The sequence below is a fragment of the Methylosinus trichosporium OB3b genome, assembly GCF_002752655.1.
Lineage (GTDB): Bacteria > Pseudomonadota > Alphaproteobacteria > Rhizobiales > Beijerinckiaceae > Methylosinus > Methylosinus trichosporium.
Genome location: NZ_CP023737.1, coordinates 1196923 through 1219282, shown reverse-complemented (window position 1 = coordinate 1219282; position 22360 = coordinate 1196923). Strand labels below are relative to the sequence as shown.

Below are 22360 nucleotides of genomic sequence, written 5' to 3'. Positions count from 1 at the left end.
CCGAGCCGGCCCGCCTCTCGCACCATCCTGCGCGAGAGGCTTTTCAATGACCGATTTCGACACACGCAAGACTCCCGCGCAGGGCGAATTGCCCCTGCATGCGCCGCCCGCCGTGCGCGACGAAACTCTCGTCCCGGCGCGCATGATCAACGAATGGCTCTATTGTCCGCGCCTCGCTTATCTCGAATGGGCGCAGGGCGAATGGGCCGGCAACGCCGACACCGCCGCCGGCAAGCGCGCCCATCGCGGCAGCGACAAGGGCCGCGCGCCCGCGCTTCCGGCGCCGGAGGCGCTCGAGGAAAAGCCGTTCAAGACGCGCCGTCTCGCGCTCGCCTCCGAGACGCTCGGCCTCGTCGCCGAGATCGACGCGCTGGAGGCGGAGGACGGCTTCGTCGTCCCCGTCGACACCAAGGTCGGCAAGCGCCCGCATGTCGCCGAGGGCGCCTATCTGCCGGAACGGGCGCAAGTCTGCGTGCAGGGCCTGCTGCTGCGCGAGGCGGGCTATCGATGCGAGGAGGGCGCCCTCTGGTTCGCCGAGAGCCGCGAGCGTGTGCGCGTTCCCCTCGACGAGGCGCTGATCACGACGACCTTGCGCGCCGCCTCCGAGCTGCGGCTCGCGCTCGCCTCCGGCCGCACGCCGCCGCCGCTCGACGCTTCGCCGAAATGCCCGCGCTGCTCGCTGCTGCCCGTCTGCCTGCCGGATGAGGTGAACTGGTTCCGCAAGGGCGCCATCCCGCGCACGCCGCCGCCGCCCGCGAGTCCGGCGCTGCCGGTCTATGTGCAGGTTCCCGGCGCGCGCATCGGCAAGAAGGACGCGACGCTCGTCGTCGAGATCGAGGGCGAGGAGAAGCGGGTCGTCGCGCTCGACGAAATCTCCGAGCTGGCGCTCGCCGGCCCGGTCAGCCTCTCGACGCCCGCCATGCACGAGCTGTTGCGTCGGGAAATTCCGGTCGCCTGGATGTCCTCCGGCTTCTGGTTTCTCGGCGCCACGGGAGGGCAGGGGCCGCGCAGCGCGGCGACGCGCACCGCGCAATATGCGGCGGCGGCCGATCCCGCGCGCCGTCTCGGCTTCGCGCGCGATCTCGTCGCGGCGAAAATCCGCAATCAGCGCACGCTGCTGCGCCGCAATTGGCGCGGCGAGGCGGAGAAGCGCGCCGCGCCGCTCGACGCTCTGACCGGCCTCGCCGATCGCGCCGCCCTCGCCACTGACGCGAGCCTGCTGCTCGGCCTCGAGGGCGAGGCGGCGGCGGTCTATTTCCGCAATCTCCCGCTGCTGTTCACCGACGCCGTGAAAGCCTTGCCGGAATTCGCCTTCGAGCGGCGCAACCGCCGCCCGCCCGCCGATCCGGTCAACGCCTGCCTGTCGCTCGCCTATGCGCTCTTGACCCGCAGCGTCACGGCCTCTCTGACCACTGTCGGCCTCGATCCGTGGAAGGGCTTTTATCACGTCGAGCGCCCGGGCCGCCCCTCGCTGGCGCTCGATTTTCTCGAGCCGTTCCGTCCGCTGCTCGCCGATTCCGCCGTTCTCACCGCGCTCAACAATGGCGAGGTCTCCCCCGGCGATTTCGTCTATGGCGCCGGCGGCTGCAATCTCTCGACCAAGGGACGGCGCGCGCTGGTCGAAGCCTATGAGCGTCGGCTCGATCAGGAGACCACCCATCCCGTGTTCGGCTATCAGCTCTCGATGCGCCGGCTGCTGCATGTGCAGGCGCGGCTGCTGGCGCGCTTCCTGCTCGGCGAGATCGCGAGCTTCCCCCACATCGTCCCCCGCTGAGTCCCGAGGCGACACAAGAGGCGACACATGGCTCTCCCTCGCCGAACCAATTCGGAACATTCCTACATCGTCGCCTATGACATCGGCGATCAGAAGCGCTGGCGCCGCGTGTTCAAGACGATGAACGGCTATGGCCGCTGGGTGCAGCTCTCCGTCTTCCATTGCCGGCTCGACGGGTCGCGACGCGCGCAGATGGCGATGACGCTGGAGACGCTGATCGATCCTCGTGAGGATCACATATTGATCATGGATCTCGGCCCGGCGGAGGATGTCGATTTCGCCGTGGAGAGCCTCGGCAAGACCTTCGCGCCGATCGAGCGACGGGCGATAGTCATCTGACCCGGTTCACGCTAAGCTGCCGAAGGCGCGCGAGCGCTCCGACGGGGCGGATTCGCCGGGGAGCGCTCGCGCTTGTCGCAATTGGTTGTTTTTGCAAGGCTGTTTGTCATCGTGAGCACCTCGGGCCGACGCTCTGGCGACGGCGGACGAGCGGCGGCGATCCACCGCTCGCAAACGAAGGTCTTCGGGCTTTCGAATCCGCCGGCTGCGAGCAGGCGGTATTTCCGGGCTTCACCGCCCGGACCTCATTGAAGCCCGCAGGTGAGCCTGCGGATCGCGCGGTGCCTGCATAGTATTTCCGGGCTTCACCGCCCGGACCTCATTGAAGCCCGGTGAACGTGCCGTGAATCATCCCGTAAAACATGATGTATTTCCGGGCTTCACCGCCCGGACCTCATTGAAGCATAGAATCCCTTATATCCATCCGTCGGGTCGCCGAGTATTTCCGGGCTTCACCGCCCGGACCTCATTGAAGCACAACAAGTCTCTTGCGTTTGGAGATGCGGGACAATGCGTATTTCCGGGCTTCACCGCCCGGACCTCATTGAAGCGCGGAGATCGCCATCACCGCGCCGATCGACGCCGCCGAGGTATTTCCGGGCTTCACCGCCCGGACCTCATTGAAGCGGGTAGAGAGAGCCCTTCCGCTCCACGATCTTATATGTATTTCCGGGCTTCACCGCCCGGACCTCATTGAAGCGTGGTAAGCCTGCGATTTGGTGCCCCGGCGCTCGATGTATTTCCGGGCTTCACCGCCCGGACCTCATTGAAGCCCGAGACGGCGGCGGACGATTCGGACCCCACGCCGCGTATTTCCGGGCTTCACCGCCCGGACCTCATTGAAGCTTCATCGAAGATGTCCGCATCAGGAACCCGCACGCAAGGTATTTCCGGGCTTCACCGCCCGGACCTCATTGAAGCGTGTTTACGCTTGTGTCTCTCATAAGAAGCTATACTCGGGTATTTCCGGGCTTCACCGCCCGGACCTCATTGAAGCGGGCGCGACGGATCGATCGGGTTGACCTTCTCGCCGGGGTATTTCCGGGCTTCACCGCCCGGACCTCATTGAAGCATCCCCAGGAGCAATGTCGCGGTCGTTCCTGTCGCGTATTTCCGGGCTTCACCGCCCGGACCTCATTGAAGCGATGGAGGGATAATAGGCACGCGATGTAGCGACTGGTATTTCCGGGCTTCACCGCCCGGACCTCATTGAAGCGATCCGTAAGCTCTGGGGCCGCATGCGCCTCGGCGGCAAGTATTTCCGGGCTTCACCGCCCGGACCTCATTGAAGCTGACGAACTGCTCTCCGATACCAACCTCTTCGGCGGTATTTCCGGGCTTCACCGCCCGGACCTCATTGAAGCAGGCGGCCAAGGACGGTATCTTTGAGAAGTCGATTCCCGTATTTCCGGGCTTCACCGCCCGGACCTCATTGAAGCTGGCTGTTCTTCGTGATGATCATCATCTCGCCGACAGGTATTTCCGGGCTTCACCGCCCGGACCTCATTGAAGCACGCCCTCGGATCGTGCCCATGCATCCGCACCCTCGTCGGTATTTCCGGGCTTCACCGCCCGGACCTCATTGAAGCAGCTCATAGACGGCTTCGCAGCGCAGATCGTCGCTCGTATTTCCGGGCTTCACCGCCCGGACCTCATTGAAGCGTCACGGGGATATCTGCGGTCTTGCCGCGGACGGCGTATTTCCGGGCTTCACCGCCCGGACCTCATTGAAGCTCGATCTTCGGATCGAACAGCTCGACCCCGTAGTCGTTGTATTTCCGGGCTTCACCGCCCGGACCTCATTGAAGCGTCATCACCCGATTGCCCGTGCCAGTCGCAGCAAGTATTTCCGGGCTTCACCGCCCGGACCTCATTGAAGCGCAGGGTCCGCAGACGTCGCTTTCAGGTTCGTCGCGTCGTATTTCCGGGCTTCACCGCCCGGACCTCATTGAAGCGACGCGCAGCTTTCTCATGCCATCGCCGAGTTGAATGGTATTTCCGGGCTTCACCGCCCGGACCTCATTGAAGCACGATGGGCCGCCATGCGATTACGCATAGCGCAACCGAGGTATTTCCGGGCTTCACCGCCCGGACCTCATTGAAGCCACGAGGCGTAAGCTCGCGCGGGCCGGACGGACGTTGTATTTCCGGGCTTCACCGCCCGGACCTCATTGAAGCCTTGGCGTAGGTGAATGACCAAATCTCATCGCACTGAACGTATTTCCGGGCTTCACCGCCCGGACCTCATTGAAGCCTCGGGCGATGTTAGCCCAAGTTCCTGCTTCACCGCCGTATTTCCGGGCTTCACCGCCCGGACCTCATTGAAGCGATAGGCTCTGAGCCCGAGGCCGATCCGCTCGGCCATAGTATTTCCGGGCTTCACCGCCCGGACCTCATTGAAGCGCGGCGGCTGCGACGGCGGCGGCTTCCGCATCGAGAGGTATTTCCGGGCTTCACCGCCCGGACCTCATTGAAGCTCCCCGGTGCCGCGGGAGACATTGGCGACCGTCGCGGAGTATTTCCGGGCTTCACCGCCCGGACCTCATTGAAGCGTCGAAGAAGGAACGACCTACGGCAAGACCCAGTGGGTATTTCCGGGCTTCACCGCCCGGACCTCATTGAAGCCTCGCCTACGGGCTCGAGGATCTCGTGATGCAGCTGGTATTTCCGGGCTTCACCGCCCGGACCTCATTGAAGCCCCGCCACAGCGGCGGCGCGTTCGGCCATGATTCTCCGCCTCGACGAAGCAAGCGTCGCCACAGCGCAGAGGCTGGGCTTCGGGACGGAATGTTCGGAAGCACAAGAGCGTCCGTCACACGGGCGTCGGTGCTGCGAAAGCCCAATAAGGGGAGCCGGCCTGGCGCCGCCGCCGCGGTTTTCGTAGCCACGCCGAGGTATGGATGTCTTAGAAAACTGCTCGATTCCTCACGGGGGTCGCGCCTGTGCTCGGAGCGCGGGCGGCTCCTGCTCCCGGCGCCTCGCGCCGCCCCGGCCCAACGCTATGGCGCAGAGAGCGCATCGGCGATCGTCGCGGCGACGTCGTCCGCGAGCACGACCCATGTCACCGCTCCTCGCGGATGAACATAGGGGACCGGCCGAGCGAGCGAGACCACATCGGCCAATACCCAAGGGATGCGCCAGCGGCCCTCGAAGGCGGCTTTCTGGCGCTCGGCCGGTATGCAATGTCTCGCCTCTGCGGCGGCATACGCTTCGAGGGATACGATCGCAGGCTCGCAGCCGATCAGATCGGCGAGGCCCACCACCAGACCCGATCCTTTCCGGATCAGGGCGAAGCGGCCGCGATGCGTCGTCCTCGAGGAGCGCATCTCCCAGCTCTTGCGGCCGGAGAGGATCGCGCCGATCCATGGCTCATCGACGATCAACCCTTTCATCGTCTCCCTTCCTTCGCCTCATGCAGTCCGCTCGCATCCGTCCGTCGCGAGAACGAGCGCGCGCGATCGAGAGAGGAGGGGAGGGCCGTCCGGCTCGGCAATGGCTCGGACGGCGCTGCCTATCACCTCTCGTCGGTCGACGAAAGCGCATCGCCTTCTGTCCGACCGAATGCGTGAAACGACGCTCCGAGAAGGTCTTGCATCGATATTCGACGCGCTACGGGACGCTGGAAGATCGCCATGGATCGACGATCGCGACTTCGCACCCCTCGAAATCGCGGACATTCCGCGTCGCCACCGCAGCTCCTCGGGCGCGGGCGATGGCGGCGATCTGGCAATCGGCTTCCATGATCGGCTGGCCCGCCGCCCGACGGGCCGCGGCGATGGCCGCATAAGCTTTGGCCGCACCGCTGTCGAATGGCAGGATGCGGCCCGCGAAATCCTCGCTGATCATGATGTCGATGGTGGCGGTCAGGCTATCGCGGCGCTTGCCGGCGGGAAGAATCGCCGCGCCCGTGCGCAGCTCGGCTTCACTCACCGCGCTGAAAAACAGCCTGGTCGAGTCCTGTGCGGCGAACCAGTCCAGGACCGCCTTCGCCGGCTTCGATCGCATCAGCTCGGAGACGACATTGGTGTCGAGCAGGATAACGGCGTCGCTCATGAGAATGACGGCGGCTCGCGCATCGGGCCGCGCGCGGGAAGCTCCAGCTCCACGCCGCCGATGGCGGCGAAGCGAGCGTGAATGGCCTGACCGAGATTCTCGGGCGCTACGACGCCGCTCACCGCTCGCCGTAAAATTTCGCGCGCTTCTTCCGCATCGTCCGAAGCCATATGGCCCCCGCAACTCGCTCGCGGCCGTCTCGCGCGTGTTCAGCCGGAAAGCAATATGGTCGAAGAGGCAAGTCTGGCCAAGCCGAAGCGTCCGCTCCTCGACCTGCTGGTGACGTTATCGAAAGCCCTACAAGGCGCGCCGGAGGCATGGCGACATAGCGATCGTAGCGTGCTACTGTTTGAAATTGCGACATTTTTTGAGGGGAGCTCGATAAGCGAACGTTGTCCGAAAGTTGCAAGATCGAATGTCAGTAAACAGACAGCGCTTTATCCGATTACAAACAAATAAAAAATTATTGACAGGAGGCTCCGCTTCGCCTGGTTATATAACCACACTACCTAATGAGACGCCCGAATGCAGATGCGCTCCCTCAACCCATTCTTGCCGAAACGCGCGAAGAGTCAGTCGATCCGTTGGCGAACCGGTCCTTCTGCTGGAAAGACGGGCATCGTTATCGAGCCTGCGTCGCCCGTCCCAGTTCAGACGATCGCGCCGGCTCCGGACGTCGACTATCGAAAGGACCCGCGCGGCCGCAAGCCCAAGCTCTGCGCCGGGGAGAAGCCTGCGCCACGCGCCGACGAAAGTCGCGATCCGGCGCGTCCGCGCTATTTCTCGCCGCCGTCCTATCCGGACGCCGGCAAGATCGACTTCTGCAGCGGCGGTCTGCACGGCCGCAGCGTCGCCAGCTGGGCGTCCGCGCTCGACATGATTCCGCTCGATCACGGCCCGGTGGGCTGCGGCGCCTATGGGCAGAGCCTTCGGCTGCGCGCGCCCGGCTTCGCTCAAGGGATCGAAAGCTTCAGTGCGCTGCATTTCTGCACAGATCTTCGCGCGGACGATCTCGAGGACGGCGGCGACGAGCGGTTGCGACGCGCTATGAGCGAAGCCGTCGAATTGTTTCCGCTGGCGCGCGGCTTCGCTGTTACGAGCGAGGACCCCGTGGCGCTGCTCGACTCGAACGTGAAGGGCATTGCGAAAATCGAGATGCGGCGAACGCAGAGGCTCGTGCTGCCTCTCGACACCTACAAATCTTGGGCGGTCGAGACAGCCGCCGCGCTGCAGTCCGCCTCCCGGATCTTCAGCCGCCCCTCCTCGAAGAAGATGCACGTGGCTCTGCCCTACGCGCGCGAAGCGCCGGCGCTCGTCTGGATCGTCTCCAAGCTGCTCGCCGATATGGGCATTGAAACGGTTCACGAGATCACGCAATCCTCGAGCCTAGATCTCGCGCGCATGAAGGATTGCCGCTTCATCATCGGCTTCGCAGGCGCCGTCGATGTGATGGACGAGGACATGCGCGGCGGCTATGCGGATCTTTTGCGTCAATGGCTCTCGACGCCGATCATCTGGACCTGCTTCGAGAGTCCGTCCATGACGACGGCTTCGTTGCGCGCGATCGGTGAGCGTCTTGATCGCCGAACCGCGCGCCGCGCCGAGCAGACGATCGCGCGTGGAGAGGCGCTGGTGCGCGCGACCATCGAGCGCTATCGCCCGCGTCTGCGGAACAAGCTCATGTTGCATTTTCGTCCGATGACGGAGACACAGCTCGAGCCCTATCGTCTCTTGGGACTGCGCATCGGCGACGCCTCCGGCTGGATCGGCAAGACGGGCAAGCGCCGAACGCCGCGCCTCAGATGCGACGCCGATCATCCCGACGAAGCGGCGATCGACTCCTATCTCGCCGAGGCCAAGCCCGATCTCGTCCTGCATTTCGGCGACGGCGAATCGCGCGGCGAATATGAATGGCGAAAGCGCGCGCAGGTCGCTCTGCCCTTCTCTCCCTTCTTTGATCGAAAAGGCAACGCCTTCTGGGGTTACGACGGGTTCGCCTGTCTCGCGGAGGCGCTCGATAAAGCGACGAACGCGACCTGGCGACGCATCGTCGCGACGCCCTGGAAACAGCGCGCCTAATTTTTCAGCTCCACAAAAACCCGGAATATGATCGCTGTCGTCACGGCATCGACGACACGCGTCTGTTCGCACGAATCTTCGAGAGGTGAGAACATGGCCGAGAAGCATCGAACGAGTAGGTCCGACGCCGAATTCCTCCGCTTTGCGCGCTTCGCATGCGTCGCCGCATCCTTCGCGAGTGTCACGACGATCGCACGCGCCGAGAGCCGCCGAGCGCAGGATGCGGACGGTCCGACATCGCTGCCGCCGATCGACGTCGCCGCGCCCGTGCGCACGCCCGACCAAGCGTTGCAGAGCGACGGCTCGGCCGCTGACGGCTATGCAGCGTCGCTTATTTCCGGCGTCGGTCCCTTTACTCAGAGGCGCATCCTCGACACGCCGCTCAATGTGAGCGTGCTCTCGCGCGAGCTCGTCGACAATCTACAGGTCTACACTCTCACCGATCTCGCGAAGGTGTCGCCCTTCCTCCAGAATTACGTGCCCGCGAGCTATACCGATTCGGCTAGCGTGACGATACGCGGCTTCGGCACTGCGAGCTTTGGCTCGAGCAGCGGCGTCATGCAGACACAGGACGGATTCAAGACGCTCGGGTCCAATGTTCAGGACCTCGAGGACAAGGAGCGCGTCGAAGTCGTGACGGGCGTCACCGGCTTCTTGAACGGACAAAATGCGCCAGGCGGCATGATCAATTTCGTGCAGAAGCGTCCCACCGCGACGCCGCTCGCCAATGTGACTCTCGGCGCCTTCAACAACTCGTCCGGCTATGTCCACGGCGACTTCGGCGGGCCAGTTCCGGGACATCCGGAACTCGGCTATCGCGTCAATATCGTCGAGCAATATGGGCCGACTCAAATCTCCGATCAGACGATCAACCGCCAGCTCGTCACCGCGGCGCTCGACGTTCATCTCGGCCCCGACGCGCTCTGGCAGATCGAAGCCGGCTACCGCAACAATCTCATCCATGCCCTCGAAGCGTCCTGGGGAGCCTATTACGACACGCCCAACTATCCGGGGGCGCCTGATTCCTCGCGCGATTGGAGTCAGAAGTGGACCTATAATCACAAGCAGATCGCTCACGCCGACACGACGCTGGCCGTGAAGCTCGCGCCCTTCCTCGGCTCGCGAACCGGCTTCCGCTTCGCGGATCAGCAGTCCTCCTTCCTCGCGACCGAGAATGACTTCGTCTCCGCCGACGGCGCCTATGATCAGACGGTCTGGGCCTCGGACGGGTTCCACACCTCGAGCATGTCGGCCTATCAATATCTCGACGCCAAATTCGACAGCTTCGGCGCGGCTCATACGCTCACCGTCGGCGTCAACGGCGTTTCGCAGAATTTCACGGTTCCGCGCAATTGGTGGTCGGAGGACACGCCCTATTATCCCGGCGCCAGCAGCGTCTTCGCCGGACCTGTCTATATCGCGAAACCTGCTTACTTCAACAGCGTCGACGCATCGGCGCAATTGCGGCAGACCACCCAGAATTTCAATCTTTTTATCGGCGATCAGATCGACATCACGCAATATCTGACAATCATGGCCGGCGTAACACAGGCCACGGTCAAGCAATACACCTATAATCCGCAGACCAATGCGCGACAGTCCGCCTATGACCGTTCCGCATGGGTTCCGGCGGCATCGATCCTCGTGAAGCCCACCGACTGGCTCTCGACTTACTTCTCCTATCTCGAAGGATTGGATCAGGGACAGATCGCGCCCAACAACGCCACCAACGCCGGCGTGGTTCTGCCGCCGACGCGGTCCTCCAGCTATGAGGCGGGCGTGAAAGCCAAGCTCGGCGGCGCGCTTCTCACTTTCAACTATTTCGACACGGAGCGCGGCTATGCTTTCACCCGCTTCAATGGCGACGGCACGCGCACGCTCGTTCAGGACGGCCGCGAACGCCACAATGGCGTCGAGCTGGGAGTTTCCGGAAAAATCCTCGAGGGTTTGACGCTGCTCGGCGGAGTGACCATCTTCGATCCGCGCGTCTCCAACGCCACCAACGCCCAGCTCGAAGGCAAGCGCCCCTGGGACGTAGCCAATCATATGGTGAAATTCTATGCCGAATATGATCTGCCCTGGCTCGCCGGCCTCACCATGACGGGCGGCGTCAACCATGTCGGCAACTTCTATTCGGACATCTACAACACGTTAAAAGTTCCAGCCTACACGACATTCGATCTCGGCCTGCGCTATCAGACGGTTCTCGCGGGAACGCCGTTGATCTTCCGCGTCAACGTCAACAATGTCGCGGACACGCACTATTGGCTGACTGACAGTTATCTCGGCGCGTCGAGAACCGCCGCCTTCTCGGTCGCTGCGAAGTTTTGACCGGTCATGCGCAGAGGCCTGCGAGGCGAATCGATCGAGGAGCCGCCGGCGAACCGCCGGCGGCTCGGCGGCGCGAGCCTGTGCTTTTGTGTCTGCCTGCCCTGCTTTCTCTATGCGCTAATTGGACCGAGCGTCGCGCCGCGCAAAGCCGGATCGAGCATTGCGAGCATCGCCGGCGCGCCGATCATGCTCGATGGACCTGCGCGGCGCGCGGTCATCTACGCACCCGTCGCCTGGCACTATGCGACGCTCGACGGCATCGAACATATCGCCGGCCTCCCTGTAGAAGGGGAGACGAACGAGCTGTCGCGTCGTCTCCTGCGTTTCGTCTTTCCAGATGCTAGCAGGCTCGCTCATGCGCCGACACGGGGGGAAAGCGCCATTCCAGGCGACCCCGAAGCTTTTCTCGCGCTACACGCCGACGCCGCGCTCTCGTGGAGCTGGATGGCGAGCGGACTGCGCGCGCTCGGCGCGCCGGTCGTGCCGCTCGACGCCGACCCCGCACGCACCAATGCGACGAACATGGAAGAGACGTGGCGTCTGCTCGCCGATGTCTCGCGACAACGACCACGTTTCGACGAGCTCGCTCGACGCTATCGGCGCGAGATGAACGAGGTCATCGCGACCGTTCCTCTATCTGGCGCCCCTCCGCGCGTCGCCTATTTCTATCAGCTAGAGCCCGTCGTTCTCGCCGTCTCCTGGACGAGAATCGCCTCGCTGCTCGAGATGGTCGGCGCGCAGAACATCGTCCGCACGGAGCGATTTCCACAGAAGGAGGAGCTCATGGCGCTCGCGCCCGACGTGGTCGTTCTATCGGGCTTCATCGAGAGCGACGCCGTTGCGAGCTTTCTCGCTGATCCGGCCTTTCGCTGCCTCCCCGCCGTCAGGACGCGCCGCGTCTATCGGGAGCCGATGGGCGGGGCGCGAATGGAGGGACTGCTCGAAGAGCCGCTGATGCTGCAATGGCTCGTGGAAATCCTCTATCCTGAAAAGATGGCGCCGAAGATGCGGGAGAAGTTCTCGCGCGCTTATGAGGAGGCGTTTGGCGTCGCATTGTCCGAAGCGGCGCTCGACGAGGCGCTGAGCCTCGAGGAAAATGCGCGAGCGCGCGACGGCGAGCGCTTTGCGCGGACACCGGAAAACGAGAGACGTTGAAATGGGGCGCGAGATCATCATCACCGGCATCACCCTGCACGCGAATGGAACGACCTGCTATCATCATTGCCGCTATTGCCAATTGCGTTCCTACAAAACATCGGGCGTCCTCTTCCCGCGCTATCTCGCGCTCATCGAACGCTTCGTCGCTTGGCGCGCCGCGCATCGTCCCGACTTTGAGATCTGGCCGTGGTTCGGCAATAGTGACGATCATGACGACGAGACCCTGGAGGGAGTGCAACGCATCGACGAGATGCAGAATTGGGTCTCACGTAACGCTCTGCTCGGCGGCGTCGCCCATCGCACGCGAACAGAGATGCGCGAATGGCTCGAGAAGCGACGCCGACTTGGCGTCGACACGATCGTCGCGACCTTCAGCGGTCATGGCGACAAACATGATTATTGGAACAATATGCCCGGCAATTATCAATTCCAGATGGAAACGCTGCGTCTCGCACGCGATATGGGCTTTCGCCTCCAGCAGCGGGTGATTCTGCTCCGCGACAACCTGGCCTCGCTCGAGGCGTTGTTCGACGAATTGGACGGCGTCGGGGGCGCGGATAGCGAACGCTGGTCTCTTCCACTGTTCTATTCCGGCTTAGCGCGGCGCCTCGAAGCCGAGCGGCTGACGCGAAGCGATTTCGAGATGCTCTCGCCCCGGGTCAGAGCCAGCCTGCGCTCTGATTACGCAAATTGGCGAAGCGAGCGGGAATGGATCGAGTTCGTCCGCTCGACGCCCGCGGAAGCCGAGGAAATGGCTGTTGATCTTCGCCTCGACGAAGAGGCGCTGAGCTGGGCCGAGGCCCGCTCGTGCGAGGAGGTCGTGGTGGAGCTATCAGAAAAATGGCGCACCGCTTATCATGCGGCGCCATCGCGACAAGAACTCTGCCTCGTGTCCGGCGACGAGCGGAACGACAGAGTCTATTTCAATGTCGGCCAGATGGAGAAGGCTTGGTTCGATCGCTATCGAACCACCGGCAACTGCGATTTCGATCTGCGCTCGACGCATTTCTTTTGAATGGCTTCGAGCGCTCTAGATTGGTGTCGAGCAGGATAACGGCGTCGCTCATGAGAATGACGGCGGCTCGCGCATCGGGCCGCGCGCGGGAAGCTCCAGCTCCACCCCGCCGATGGCGGCGAAGCGGGCGTGAATGGCCTGACCGAGATTCTCGGGCGCTACGACGCCGCTCACCGCTCGCCGCAAAATTTCTCGCGCTTCTTCTTCCATCGAATGGCCATGCTCGGCCGCTCGCACGCGCAGGCGACGCATCAAATCATCGTCCAGATTACGGATAGTGATGCTCGCCACGACGGCCTCCAGAAGGACCTGTCGGCAAAGTAAGCAATGATTGCATCGCAATCAAGCTCGACCCGGCCTCGATGGAGCCGGTGACGCCAATCCGACGCCCCACGGGCCACCGATTGACCACCGATAAGCCGGAACTAAAAGCGAACGGAGCCTCGCGAGACCGGCAGAAAATCAACGGTTTCGAACGCGATCGCGCACTGTCCCACCGCTCATAACGGTCTGGTTGCAGGTTCGAGTCCTGCCCGGCCCACCAATAAAAGCATTGTTGTCGCGATCATTACCAATCTCCGCGGCGCGGCGCGGCGGCGGTCAAATGTCGCTCTGCCCTTCGACCGGCAAATCGGCGGCGCCGAGCGCGACGAAGCGATCGAGCAGCCAGGCGGCGGCCGGTCCCGGCGGAGCCTCGCGCCGCCAAATGCACGAAAAGCGATAGAGGCCGCCCGGATGATCCGGCATGGCGAGCCGCACCAATGCGCCCGACGCCAGATCGCTCGCGACCATGTACAGAGGCATGTTTCCCCAGCCGACGCCTTCGCGCAGCAAGGCCTGCTTGGCGCCGAGATCGGCGAGCCGCCAGCTGCGCGGGCTGATCACCGAGAAGTCGCGCCCCTCGGTGAAGCGCGAGCGATCGGTCAGCACGAGCTGCGTATGCTCGCGCGCAGCTCCCGGCGGTATGTGCGCCATGCGTCCCAGAGGATGATCGGGAGCGGCGACAGGCGCCAGCGCCACCGATCCGGCCGCTCTGCTCTCGATACCCTCGACGCCGAGCGCGAGCGGACCCGACACGCCGATCATCGCCGCGCCGTCCCGCACCATCGCCGTCACCGCGCCGAGCGCCTCCATATGCAGCCGCAGCTGCACCGTCGGAAATTGCTGCGCGAATTGGCGCAGCACGCCGCCGACCCGCTCCGTCGGCAGCATCACATCGACGGCGAGATCGACCTCCGCCTCGAGCCCATCGAGGAGGCCCTTCACCTTGGCGCGCAGATCGTCGACGCCGCGCGTGATCGCCCGCGCCTCCACCAGCAGCGCGCGTCCCGCCACGGTGAGCCGCGGCTTGCGCGTCCCTTCGCGTGCGAACAATTCTATGCCGAGCTGCGCCTCGAGATTGGCGATCCCATAGCTGATCACCGACACGGCGCGATTGAGCCGCCGGGCCGCGCCGGCGAAGCTGCCGGCGTCGACAATGGCCAGAAAGATCGTCAGCTGATCGAAGCTGGGCGCGCCCGGTTGCGTCACTTTTCGACTTTCTCGAATAGTTCGACCGAAATTATCCGACTGAACAGAAGGGCCCGCAACCCTTAAATCCCGTCTCCACGACAGCGGCCGATCACGCGACAGGAGATTTGCGAGATGATCGAACTGAGACCCTTCGCCAGCCTCGGCGGCGCCGATCACGGCTGGCTCGACGCCAAGCATCACTTTTCATTCGCCGGCTATCATGATCCCGAGCGAATGCATTGGGGCAATCTGCGCGTCTGGAACGACGACACGATCGCGCCTCGCTCCGGCTTTCCGACGCATCCGCATCGCGACATGGAGATCGTCACTTATGTGCGCGAGGGCGCGATCACGCATCAGGACAGCCTGGGCAACAAGGGCCGCACCGCGGCCGGCGATGTGCAGGTGATGAGCGCCGGCTCGGGCGTCGCGCATTCCGAATATAATCTCGAGAATGAGACGACGCGGATCTTTCAGATCTGGCTGTTGCCGAGGGCGCTCGGCGGAGCCCCCGGCTGGGGCTCGCGGCCCTTCCCCGAGGGCGAGCGATCGGGCCGTTTCGTCACGCTCGCCTCTGGATATGAGGCGGACGATGACGCGCTGCCCATCCGCGCCGATGCGCGGGTCGTCGGCGCGACGCTTCTTTCCGGCGAAACCGCGGATTATCCGCTCGGCCGGGACCGCAAAGCCTATCTCGTTCCGGCGCGCGGCGCCGTGCGGATCGACGATGTGCGGGTGAACGCGCGCGACGGCGCCGCGATCAGCGATGTCGAGGTCCTGCGCGTCACCGCGCTGGAAGACAGCGAGATCATTGTCGTCGACGCCGTGTGACCATCGGCCGACGCCGGCCTTCGACGATCGCGGCGGACGACGGCGGCCGCGTGAACTCCAGCGCCAGAGTGAGGCCCAGGCCCGGCGCCGACGATGAAGACGTCGGAGGCGGGCGTCCCGATAATGTCTAGTAATAGCTATATATGTCCGCCACAGGCGCAAGCGCCGAACGCATCTTTCGATCGCGTGAACGCTGGAGCCGCAGGCGACAGGCCGGGTTTCGGGCGATATGTCCTCGACGGCCGCGTTGATCGGTCAGAATCGTCGACGCGAAATTTCGCGCGCTCGGGTCGGGTGAAGAAACGACGGAATGCGTTACGTGACCATGCTCTCCGACGCGAATGAAGTGACAGCCTGCGTTGTTGCGTGCATACTCGCCTTCCGTCTCCGTCGGGCGATCATTCGGTGAATGCCAATATGCTCATTGCGTTCCTCAGTCGCTTCAGCGTCGCGACGAAAATAACCGGCGGCTTCGGCCTGCTCGTCTGTCTGCTGGTCTCGGTCGCGACGGTTTCGTATCAGGGGCTGACCAGCGCCAGGCGGGATTTCGTCGAATACAGAAAAATCGCGCTACAAAACAATGCGCTGTCGGATCTTCAGAGCAGTCTCGACGAAATTCGCCTGAGAGCCGGCGATTGGCTCCTCGATGCGAGAGACGACTCGGTTCGTCGCCTGCGGGCCGAAGCCGATCGCCTCGGCCCGCTGGTGACGGACGCGATACGGCAATTCGAGCGGAATCGCCCAGCGCTCGACACTCTGAAACGCATCGAGGCCGACGGTCGCGACTATGTCGCGACTTTTCTGCAGGTCGTCGCGCTCTCCGCGCCCCGCGCCGTCACACCGAATGAGAATGACGCCGCCGGCTCGACCGAACGCGAGCGGGATCGGCTCGCTCGTGATCTACGCGATCGATTGGGACCCACGATCGAAGGGGCGGTCAATGCGCTGAAGCGCGCCAATCTCGTCCATCAGGGCGATCTCGGGCCGCAAGCGACGAGCGATGTCGAGCAGACCGCGACAAACGCCGTGATCGGCTCTGTCATCGCGATTCTTCTCGGGCTCGTCACGGCGGCCGTGGTGAGCACGGCGATCGTGCGGCCGATCACCGCCATGACGAAGTCCATGCGTCGACTGGCGGAGGGCGATCTCTCTGTCGCGATTCCGGCGCGCGATCGTCGCGACGAGCTCGGCGTGATGGCGGCGGCGCTGCAATTCTTCAAGGAGGCTTTGATTCGCCGCGAGCGGCGCCGCGCGCTGAATGCGGAGCTGGCGGAGCTCTCGATCGCCTTGCAGCTCGCGGCCTCTCCCGCCGCCTTCGCCGACGCGCTGTTGAATTTTCTCGCGCCGCAACTTTCGATGGGGCTGGCGCTCTTCTATGTTCGCGATGCGGGCGGCGAGACGTTTCAGGCTGTCGGCGGCTATGCCTGCGATCCGGGCGTCGCGCTGCGGGAGTCGTTCGCGATCGGAGAGGGTCTGCCCGGCCAATGTGTCGCCAGTCGCCGGACGATCATCGTCGAAGGCTTGCCGACGACGACTCGCGTCATCGGCTCGGGCTTGACCTCGGGCCCCCCGGATATCGTCGTCTGCGTGCCCGTCAGCTCGGCGGAAGGCGTTCTGGGCGTCCTCGAATTCGCCCGTTACGGCGCGTTCGAGGACAGCCACAAGGAGCTGCTCGACCTCGCCATGCCGATCGTCGGGCTCAATCTCGGCCTGCTTCAGCGCAATTTGAAGACCGTCGCGCTGCTCGAGCGAACGCGCCTGCAGGCCGAGGAGCTCCGCGCCCAGACGGATGAATTGCAGGCGTCGGAAGAGGAGCTGCGTCTGCAGAGAGAGGAGTTGCAGATCGCCAACGACCGATTGGTGGAAAAAAAGCAAAGGCTCGAAGCGCAAGCCGAGGATCTGGCGGCGGCGCGACGCGACGCCGAACGTCAAGTGGAGGAGCTGGCCGAGGCGAGCCGATACAAATCGCAGTTCCTCGCCAATATGTCTCACGAGCTGCGCACGCCGCTCAACAGCATTCTGATCCTCGCCGATACGCTCGCCGACGACGACGAGCTCGACGCCGAGCACACCGAATCGGCGAAAGTCATCGGCGAAAGCGGCCATCATCTCCTCGCGCTCATCAACGACATTCTCGATCTCTCGAAGATCGAGGCCGGCAGGCTGGAGCTCGTCGAGGAGAGCGTCCGCATCGACGACGCCTTGGCGTCCATCGCCAGGACGTTCGCCGCCCCGGCCGACCGCAAGGGCGTCGCTCTGACGGTGGAGACGGCGCCGGGTGCGCCGTCCGTCATTCGGGCCGATGGGCGGCGTCTCATTCAGGTCTTGCTGAATCTGGTCGGAAATGCTGTGAAGTTCACTGATCGGGGAGAAGTCCGCGTCACGGCGTCGCCGATGGACGGCGGCGTTCGTTTCTCGGTGTCCGACACCGGCGTCGGCATCGCTCCGAACCAGATCGAATCCGTGTTCACCGCCTTCCAGCAAGTGGACGGCACGACCTCGCGCCGCTACGGCGGCACCGGCCTCGGGCTGACGATCAGCCGCGATCTCGTGACATTGATGGGCGGCCGCATCGAGGTGCAGAGCATTCTCGGTCAGGGCAGCGTTTTCTCATTCATTCTTCCGAACGGCGTTGCCGATGATGCGCGTGCGGCCGTCGACGAGAACATGATGGCGAGACCAACGCCGCCATCGGCCGTCACAGAAATGGAAGTCGAGCCTGGCGAGCGGACCATTCTGCTCGTCGAGGCGGATCCAGATCTCGCGGCCCTCCTCGCGGAGCTCATTTCGGGGCGTGGCTATCGCGTCTCCGTGGCGAGCAGCGGGGCGGCCGCGCTGGCCGCCGCGGCGCGGGCTGCGCCATCCGTTGTTCTCCTCGATCTCGATCTTCACGATATGTCCGGCCTCGACGCTCTGCGTGGCCTGAAATCGGCCGCGAACGGCGCCAAGCTGCCGGTCGCGGTCATCACGGGCGACGCCGAAGCCGCCATTGCGGCGAAAGCCGCCGGCGCGCTCGAAACGGTCGACAAGCCGGTCAAGCGCGACGATATTTTTGCAGCGCTCACGGCGATGATGGAAGCGCGCGTCGCGGCGTCGGGACGCCGCCGCGTGCTCGTCGTCGACGATAGCGCCAGCGACGCCCACGCGCTGAGGAGGCTGTTTCGACGCGACGCCATCGACATCGTCGTCGCCGGCTCGGGCGACGAAGCCATGCATCGGCTGACGGACACGCATTTCGACGCGGTGATCCTCGATCTGATGCTCCCCGATATGTCCGGCTTCACTTTGCTCGAGCGCGTGCATGCCGAGCCGGGCGCGCATCCTCCCGTCGTCGTCTATTCGGCGCATGATCTGACGACAGAGGATATTTATCGGCTGCGCACTTTCGCCGAGAGCATCGTCTTCAAGGGGCGCGCGCATAGTCGCCTTCGCGAGGAAGTGCTCCAGGCCATCGAGGAGCCGAACGGCGATCTCGTCGTCATGGACGCTCCAACATCCTCGCGCGGTCGCCGCGTGCTGGTCGTCGATGACGATCCGCGAAATCTTCTGGCCTTGTCCAAAGGGCTGCGCGCCAACGGCTTCGATGTCGAGGTCGCCGCCGACGGCGCCAAGGCGCTGGCGATGCTGACCGATGGAGCCGTCTTCGATATCGTGCTGACGGATATCATGATGCCGGATATGGATGGCTATGAGCTGATACGGCGCATGCGTTCTCTTTTCGCCCGCGTGCCCATCGTCGCCGTCACCGCCAAGGCGATGCCCGGCGACGCGGAACAGTGCATTCGCTCGGGCGCCACGGCCTATCTCTCCAAGCCGATCGATCTCGATCGCCTATTGACCGCCATGGACCAATGGCTGATCTGACGCTGACGCTCGCGAGCCGTGGCGCGATCGAGGACGTCGAATTGGCGCTGGTTCTGACGGCGCTGGAGCAGCGCTGGGGATATGATTTCACCGGCTACGCGCAGTCGGGCGTCAAGCGGCGTCTGACCCGCCTGTGCGAGACGCAGGGCGTCGCGCGCCCGCTCGATCTTCTCGCCTCCCTGTTGTCGGACGAGGGCGTCGCGCGGACGATTATCAATGGAATGTCGGTTCCGACATCGGAGTTTTTTCGCGACCCGGACGTCTGGCGCTATCTGCGCGAGGTCATCGCCCTCCAATTGGACAGCTTTCCGCGCATCAACGTCTGGCAGGTCGGTTGCGGGCGAGGCGAGGAGACCTATTCGCTGTCGATCCTGCTCTCCGAGCTGGGGCTCGCCGCGAGAATGCGGCTCATCGTGACCGACTTCAACGTCGATCTCCTCGCCGCCGCGCGCGCAGGACGTTGGAGTCGAGGCGAGCTGGAGCAATGGCGATGCAATTACATAGCGAGCGGCGGCCTCGGTCGATTCGACAACTATTTCGAGGGGCGTGGAGCCGAGATTTTCATTGCAGATCGCTTTCGTCATTCGATCGAGTTCGTTCAGCACAATCTCGTGAGCGATGACGTCTTCCTCGAGGCGCAGCTCATCGTTTGTCGCAATGTGCTGATTTATTTCGGGAGCCAATTGCAGGAGCGCGGTCTGGACCTGTTCGGGCGCAGCCTTCAACGCGGTGGATTCTTGTTATTGGGACGAGCCGAAGCTATTTTCGATCCGTCTCGTTCATTCGAGGATTTCGACGTCATGCATGATACTTATCGGATCTACCGAAAGCCCGTGAGGCAGCGAGCGCGGGGGAGCATCTGAAATGGACGAGCTTTCCGTCGATGAATGCTCGTCTCTTGTTGCGACGATCAGGATCCTGGTCGTGGACGATGACGCGCCGACGCGCCTCGCTGTCCGCAGAGCCTTGAGCGGCGCCGCTATCGACGTGCATGAAGCCGCGAGCGGCTTCGACGCTCTGTCGTTGGCGTTGACGCAGGAATATGCGTTGATCCTCCTCGATATCCGGATGCCGGATATGGACGGACGCGAGGTCTGCGCGAGATTGCGCTCCAATGCGCGAACCGCGCAAACGCCCGTCGTTCTTCTGACTGCGGCCCTCGTCGGCGTCGATGACGCGTTGAGCGGCTATGCCGAAGGCGCGAGCGATTATCTCATCAAGCCGATCAGCAACCAATTGCTGCGCGCCAAGGTGCAAGTGTATGCGCGGCTGTTCGTCCAGCAGGAATCCTTGCGCAGAGCCATCGAGACCGCGGATCGCGCAAAGGCCGAAGCCGAGCGCGCGAGCCTCGCCCGGTCGAAATTCCTGCTGGCCGTAAGCCATGATCTGCGTCAGCCGGTGCAGTCGCTGGTGTTGGCGCAGGCGATGCTGCGGCGTCGCAGAGACGCGCCGGATCTGGTCACGAAAGCGCTCGACATCATGGACAGCGCCTTGACCGGATTGAACGGATTGCTGTCCGGCGTGCTCGATCTTTCGCAGTTCGACGCCGGCCTCGTGACGCCTCGGATCGACTCCGTGGACGTGGCGCAATTGCTGACGCGATTGTCGCGCGAATATTCTCTCGCCGCCAATGACAAGGGATTGCGCCTCGAGGTTTTTCACGGCGAGCTGCGGAACGCCCGCGCCGATCCGGTTCTGCTCGAGCGCATGGTGCGGAACCTCATCGAGAATTCGATGCGTTACACCGCGCGCGGCGGCATTCTGCTGGCGGTGCGGCGCCGCGCCGGGCGGATCGCGGTCGAGGTGATCGACACCGGCGTCGGGATTCCGGAGCCGCAGCAGGAATTGATCTTCGAGGAATTCTATCGCCTGACGAGCCCCGGCGGCGACCGCGTCCAAGGCTTGGGATTAGGCCTTTCGGTGGTCGCGCGGCTCGCGCGGCTCGTCGGCGCGGAGATCAAGGTCACGTCCATCGTCGGCCGCGGCTCCCGCTTCTCTATTCTGCTTCCCGCAGACGACGCGACCCGACGAACATCGACGCCTCGCGCGGCGAACAGAGGTTGCGTGTTGTTGATCGAAGACAATCCGGCCTTGCGCGTCGGTCTGCTCACCATGGTCGAAAGCTGGGGTTATGACGTGCTGGTCGCCGCTTCCGGGGACGACGCATTGGATCTCGCGAGGGGACGAAAGCCGATATCGACGCCATTCTCGCCGATTTTCATCTGGGTCGTGGGCCGACAGGAACGGTGGCCGCGTGCCGGATACGCGAGCGCGCCGGGCGGGCCATACCGACTCTCATCATGACGGGCGACACGGATCCCGCGTGCATCGCCGAGGCGCATGCGCGCGGTTTCGAAATGCTCCATAAGCCGATCGGCGCGGAAGATCTGAGGCGCAAGCTGGCGCATCTCATCAACAGCGCGCCCGCCGCGACCTATCCCTGTTCGTCGGCGATCATCTCCTGCACGTCGCCGGCTTGCACTCGCGCGAGAAGACGCGATGACGCAGATTTTCTCTAGAGCGCTTTCCGATCGAACGGAATCGTTCGATCGATCAGAATTCGCTCAAACGAAATAATGCTCTAGCCCCTCGCGAGAGCGACGCCGCAGCGCCGTCGTCGCGTGGGAGGTGGACATGCTTTTCAATGTTCTATATATGTTCTCACGTCGAGACGCGGACTCGTCATGGAACTGCATTGGAGAAGCGACGTGGAGCGCCAGAAGCGCCTTTTCGTGCTCACGGTCATTGCGACGGCGGCGCCCGCGCTCGCCGTCGCCGCAAAGACGGAAATTCACTATGCGCCCGTGGAAAACCTGGAGCGCATCGATCTCGCGCTGCTCGGTTCGGCGCGCCGGAGCATCGACCTCGCGGCCTACACGCTGACGGATCGACAAATCGTGGATGCGCTCGTCGACGCCCGCCGGCGCGGCGTCGCCATTCGTATCGTCCTCGACCCCGGCCAGAACCACGCGGTCGACCTGCTGCGCGGGATCGCGGAGGACGTCCGCATGAAGACGCCCGGTCCCTATATGCATCTCAAAGCCTACGCCATCGACGATCGCGTGCTGCGATCGGGCTCCGCCAATCTTTCCGCGTCCGGACTGAAAAGACAGGACAACGACCTCCTCGTGCTGCGCGATCGCAAGGCCGTCCTCGCCTTCGCCGCGCGCTTCGAGACGATCTGGGGCGCCGCCATCCCCTTCGTTCCGCGGGCGAGCGGCGCCGCGCCTGAGCGGGGCGTGGCCTGCGCGATCAAGGGCAATGTGAATGGCAGGGGAGAGCGCATCTACCATCTGCCCGAGGGACGCGGCTATGCGCGCGTGACGATGAACGGCGCCGGCAAGCGCTGGTTCTGCTCGGAGGCGCAGGCGCTCGCCGCCGGATGGCGAAAGGCGGTGCGTTAG

At 63.9% G+C, this 22360-nt stretch carries 16 protein-coding genes and 1 CRISPR repeat array; of the genes, 12 read left to right on the top strand and 4 right to left on the bottom strand.

The features are described 5' to 3' along the window. Positions 1 to 46: 46 nt before the first annotated feature. Complete coding sequence (locus tag CQW49_RS05795) at positions 47 to 1774, top strand: CRISPR-associated endonuclease Cas4/Cas1 (RefSeq protein WP_003608670.1); 1728 nt, start codon at positions 47 to 49, stop codon at positions 1772 to 1774. Between the two features lie 27 nt (positions 1775 to 1801). Beyond that, positions 1802 to 2113: a CRISPR-associated endonuclease Cas2 gene (gene cas2, locus CQW49_RS05790; RefSeq protein WP_003608672.1), complete on the top strand. Its 312-nt coding sequence runs from the start codon at positions 1802 to 1804 to the stop codon at positions 2111 to 2113. A 218-nt stretch (positions 2114 to 2331) separates the two neighbouring features. Further along, positions 2332 to 4811: a CRISPR direct-repeat array (repeat unit 37 nt; unit sequence GTATTTCCGGGCTTCACCGCCCGGACCTCATTGAAGC). A 301-nt stretch (positions 4812 to 5112) separates the two neighbouring features. On the opposite strand, the gene CQW49_RS05785 is transcribed toward cas2, so the two are convergent. Together CQW49_RS05785 and CQW49_RS05780 are read right to left on the bottom strand one after the other, a co-directional pair. Next, entirely contained in the window at positions 5113 to 5505 is a 393-nt protein-coding gene (locus CQW49_RS05785) for an ASCH domain-containing protein (protein ID WP_003608675.1), read from the bottom strand. A gap of 217 nt (positions 5506 to 5722) precedes the next feature. Continuing rightward, on the bottom strand, positions 5723 to 6166 hold the full coding sequence (locus CQW49_RS05780) for a PIN domain-containing protein (protein ID WP_003608677.1): 444 nt from the start codon (positions 6164 to 6166) through the stop codon (positions 5723 to 5725). 525 nt (positions 6167 to 6691) lie between these two features. Here CQW49_RS05780 and CQW49_RS05770 point away from each other — a divergent pair. From CQW49_RS05770 to CQW49_RS05755, 4 genes are all read left to right on the top strand, one after another. After that, positions 6692 to 8245 carry a nitrogenase component 1 gene (locus CQW49_RS05770; protein WP_003608679.1) on the top strand — a complete coding sequence of 518 codons (1554 nt, stop codon included), beginning with the start codon at positions 6692 to 6694 and terminating at the stop codon, positions 8243 to 8245. A 93-nt stretch (positions 8246 to 8338) separates the two neighbouring features. After that, complete coding sequence (locus CQW49_RS05765) at positions 8339 to 10576, top strand: TonB-dependent siderophore receptor (RefSeq protein WP_003608681.1); 2238 nt, start codon at positions 8339 to 8341, stop codon at positions 10574 to 10576. Between the two features lie 6 nt (positions 10577 to 10582). Further along, positions 10583 to 11731 (top strand): ABC transporter substrate-binding protein, encoded by a 1149-nt coding sequence (locus tag CQW49_RS05760; protein ID WP_003608683.1) that lies wholly within the window; start codon positions 10583 to 10585, stop codon positions 11729 to 11731. 1 nt (position 11732) lies between these two features. Then, positions 11733 to 12749: a radical SAM protein gene (locus CQW49_RS05755; protein ID WP_003608685.1), complete on the top strand. Its 1017-nt coding sequence runs from the start codon at positions 11733 to 11735 to the stop codon at positions 12747 to 12749. A 48-nt stretch (positions 12750 to 12797) separates the two neighbouring features. Here CQW49_RS05755 and CQW49_RS25305 read toward each other — a convergent pair whose 3' ends face one another. Continuing rightward, entirely contained in the window at positions 12798 to 13040 is a 243-nt protein-coding gene (locus CQW49_RS25305) for a FitA-like ribbon-helix-helix domain-containing protein (protein ID WP_003608687.1), read from the bottom strand. Between the two features lie 309 nt (positions 13041 to 13349). Beyond that, positions 13350 to 14279, bottom strand: coding sequence for a LysR family transcriptional regulator (locus tag CQW49_RS05745; protein ID WP_003608690.1), 930 nt, complete (start codon positions 14277 to 14279; stop codon positions 13350 to 13352). A 114-nt stretch (positions 14280 to 14393) separates the two neighbouring features. Here CQW49_RS05745 and CQW49_RS05740 point away from each other — a divergent pair, with 114 nt between their 5' ends. From CQW49_RS05740 to CQW49_RS05715, 6 genes are all read left to right on the top strand, one after another. Beyond that, positions 14394 to 15092 (top strand): pirin family protein, encoded by a 699-nt coding sequence (locus CQW49_RS05740; RefSeq protein WP_003608692.1) that lies wholly within the window; start codon positions 14394 to 14396, stop codon positions 15090 to 15092. Between the two features lie 417 nt (positions 15093 to 15509). Next, a complete protein-coding gene (locus tag CQW49_RS05735) occupies positions 15510 to 18956 on the top strand; it encodes a response regulator (RefSeq protein ID WP_003608695.1) in 3447 nt (1148 codons plus the stop codon). Continuing rightward, a complete protein-coding gene (locus CQW49_RS05730; RefSeq protein WP_003608697.1) occupies positions 18944 to 19819 on the top strand; it encodes a CheR family methyltransferase in 876 nt (291 codons plus the stop codon). Before CQW49_RS05735 ends, CQW49_RS05730 begins: the two co-directional genes overlap by 13 nt. Positions 19820 to 19880: 61 nt before the next feature. Then, complete coding sequence (locus CQW49_RS05725; protein ID WP_198586449.1) at positions 19881 to 21260, top strand: response regulator; 1380 nt, start codon at positions 19881 to 19883, stop codon at positions 21258 to 21260. Further along, on the top strand, positions 21257 to 21475 hold the full coding sequence (locus CQW49_RS05720; RefSeq protein WP_099831750.1) for a hypothetical protein: 219 nt from the start codon (positions 21257 to 21259) through the stop codon (positions 21473 to 21475). Before CQW49_RS05725 ends, CQW49_RS05720 begins: the two co-directional genes overlap by 4 nt. A gap of 165 nt (positions 21476 to 21640) precedes the next feature. After that, positions 21641 to 22360, top strand: a complete 720-nt coding sequence (locus tag CQW49_RS05715) for a phospholipase D-like domain-containing protein (RefSeq protein WP_003608702.1) — start codon at positions 21641 to 21643, stop codon at positions 22358 to 22360.

Coding starts and splice junctions, on each gene's coding strand:
- CQW49_RS05795 (WP_003608670.1), top strand. CDS start 47: ATGACCGATTTCGACACACGCAAGACTCCCGCGCAGGGCGAATTGCCC.
- cas2 (WP_003608672.1), top strand. CDS start 1,802: ATGGCTCTCCCTCGCCGAACCAATTCGGAACATTCCTACATCGTCGCC.
- CQW49_RS05785 (WP_003608675.1), bottom strand. CDS start 5,505: ATGAAAGGGTTGATCGTCGATGAGCCATGGATCGGCGCGATCCTCTCC.
- CQW49_RS05780 (WP_003608677.1), bottom strand. CDS start 6,166: ATGAGCGACGCCGTTATCCTGCTCGACACCAATGTCGTCTCCGAGCTG.
- CQW49_RS05770 (WP_003608679.1), top strand. CDS start 6,692: ATGCAGATGCGCTCCCTCAACCCATTCTTGCCGAAACGCGCGAAGAGT.
- CQW49_RS05765 (WP_003608681.1), top strand. CDS start 8,339: ATGGCCGAGAAGCATCGAACGAGTAGGTCCGACGCCGAATTCCTCCGC.
- CQW49_RS05760 (WP_003608683.1), top strand. CDS start 10,583: ATGCGCAGAGGCCTGCGAGGCGAATCGATCGAGGAGCCGCCGGCGAAC.
- CQW49_RS05755 (WP_003608685.1), top strand. CDS start 11,733: ATGGGGCGCGAGATCATCATCACCGGCATCACCCTGCACGCGAATGGA.
- CQW49_RS05740 (WP_003608692.1), top strand. CDS start 14,394: ATGATCGAACTGAGACCCTTCGCCAGCCTCGGCGGCGCCGATCACGGC.
- CQW49_RS05735 (WP_003608695.1), top strand. CDS start 15,510: ATGCTCATTGCGTTCCTCAGTCGCTTCAGCGTCGCGACGAAAATAACC.
- CQW49_RS05730 (WP_003608697.1), top strand. CDS start 18,944: ATGGCTGATCTGACGCTGACGCTCGCGAGCCGTGGCGCGATCGAGGAC.
- CQW49_RS05720 (WP_099831750.1), top strand. CDS start 21,257: ATGACGGGCGACACGGATCCCGCGTGCATCGCCGAGGCGCATGCGCGC.
- CQW49_RS05715 (WP_003608702.1), top strand. CDS start 21,641: ATGGAACTGCATTGGAGAAGCGACGTGGAGCGCCAGAAGCGCCTTTTC.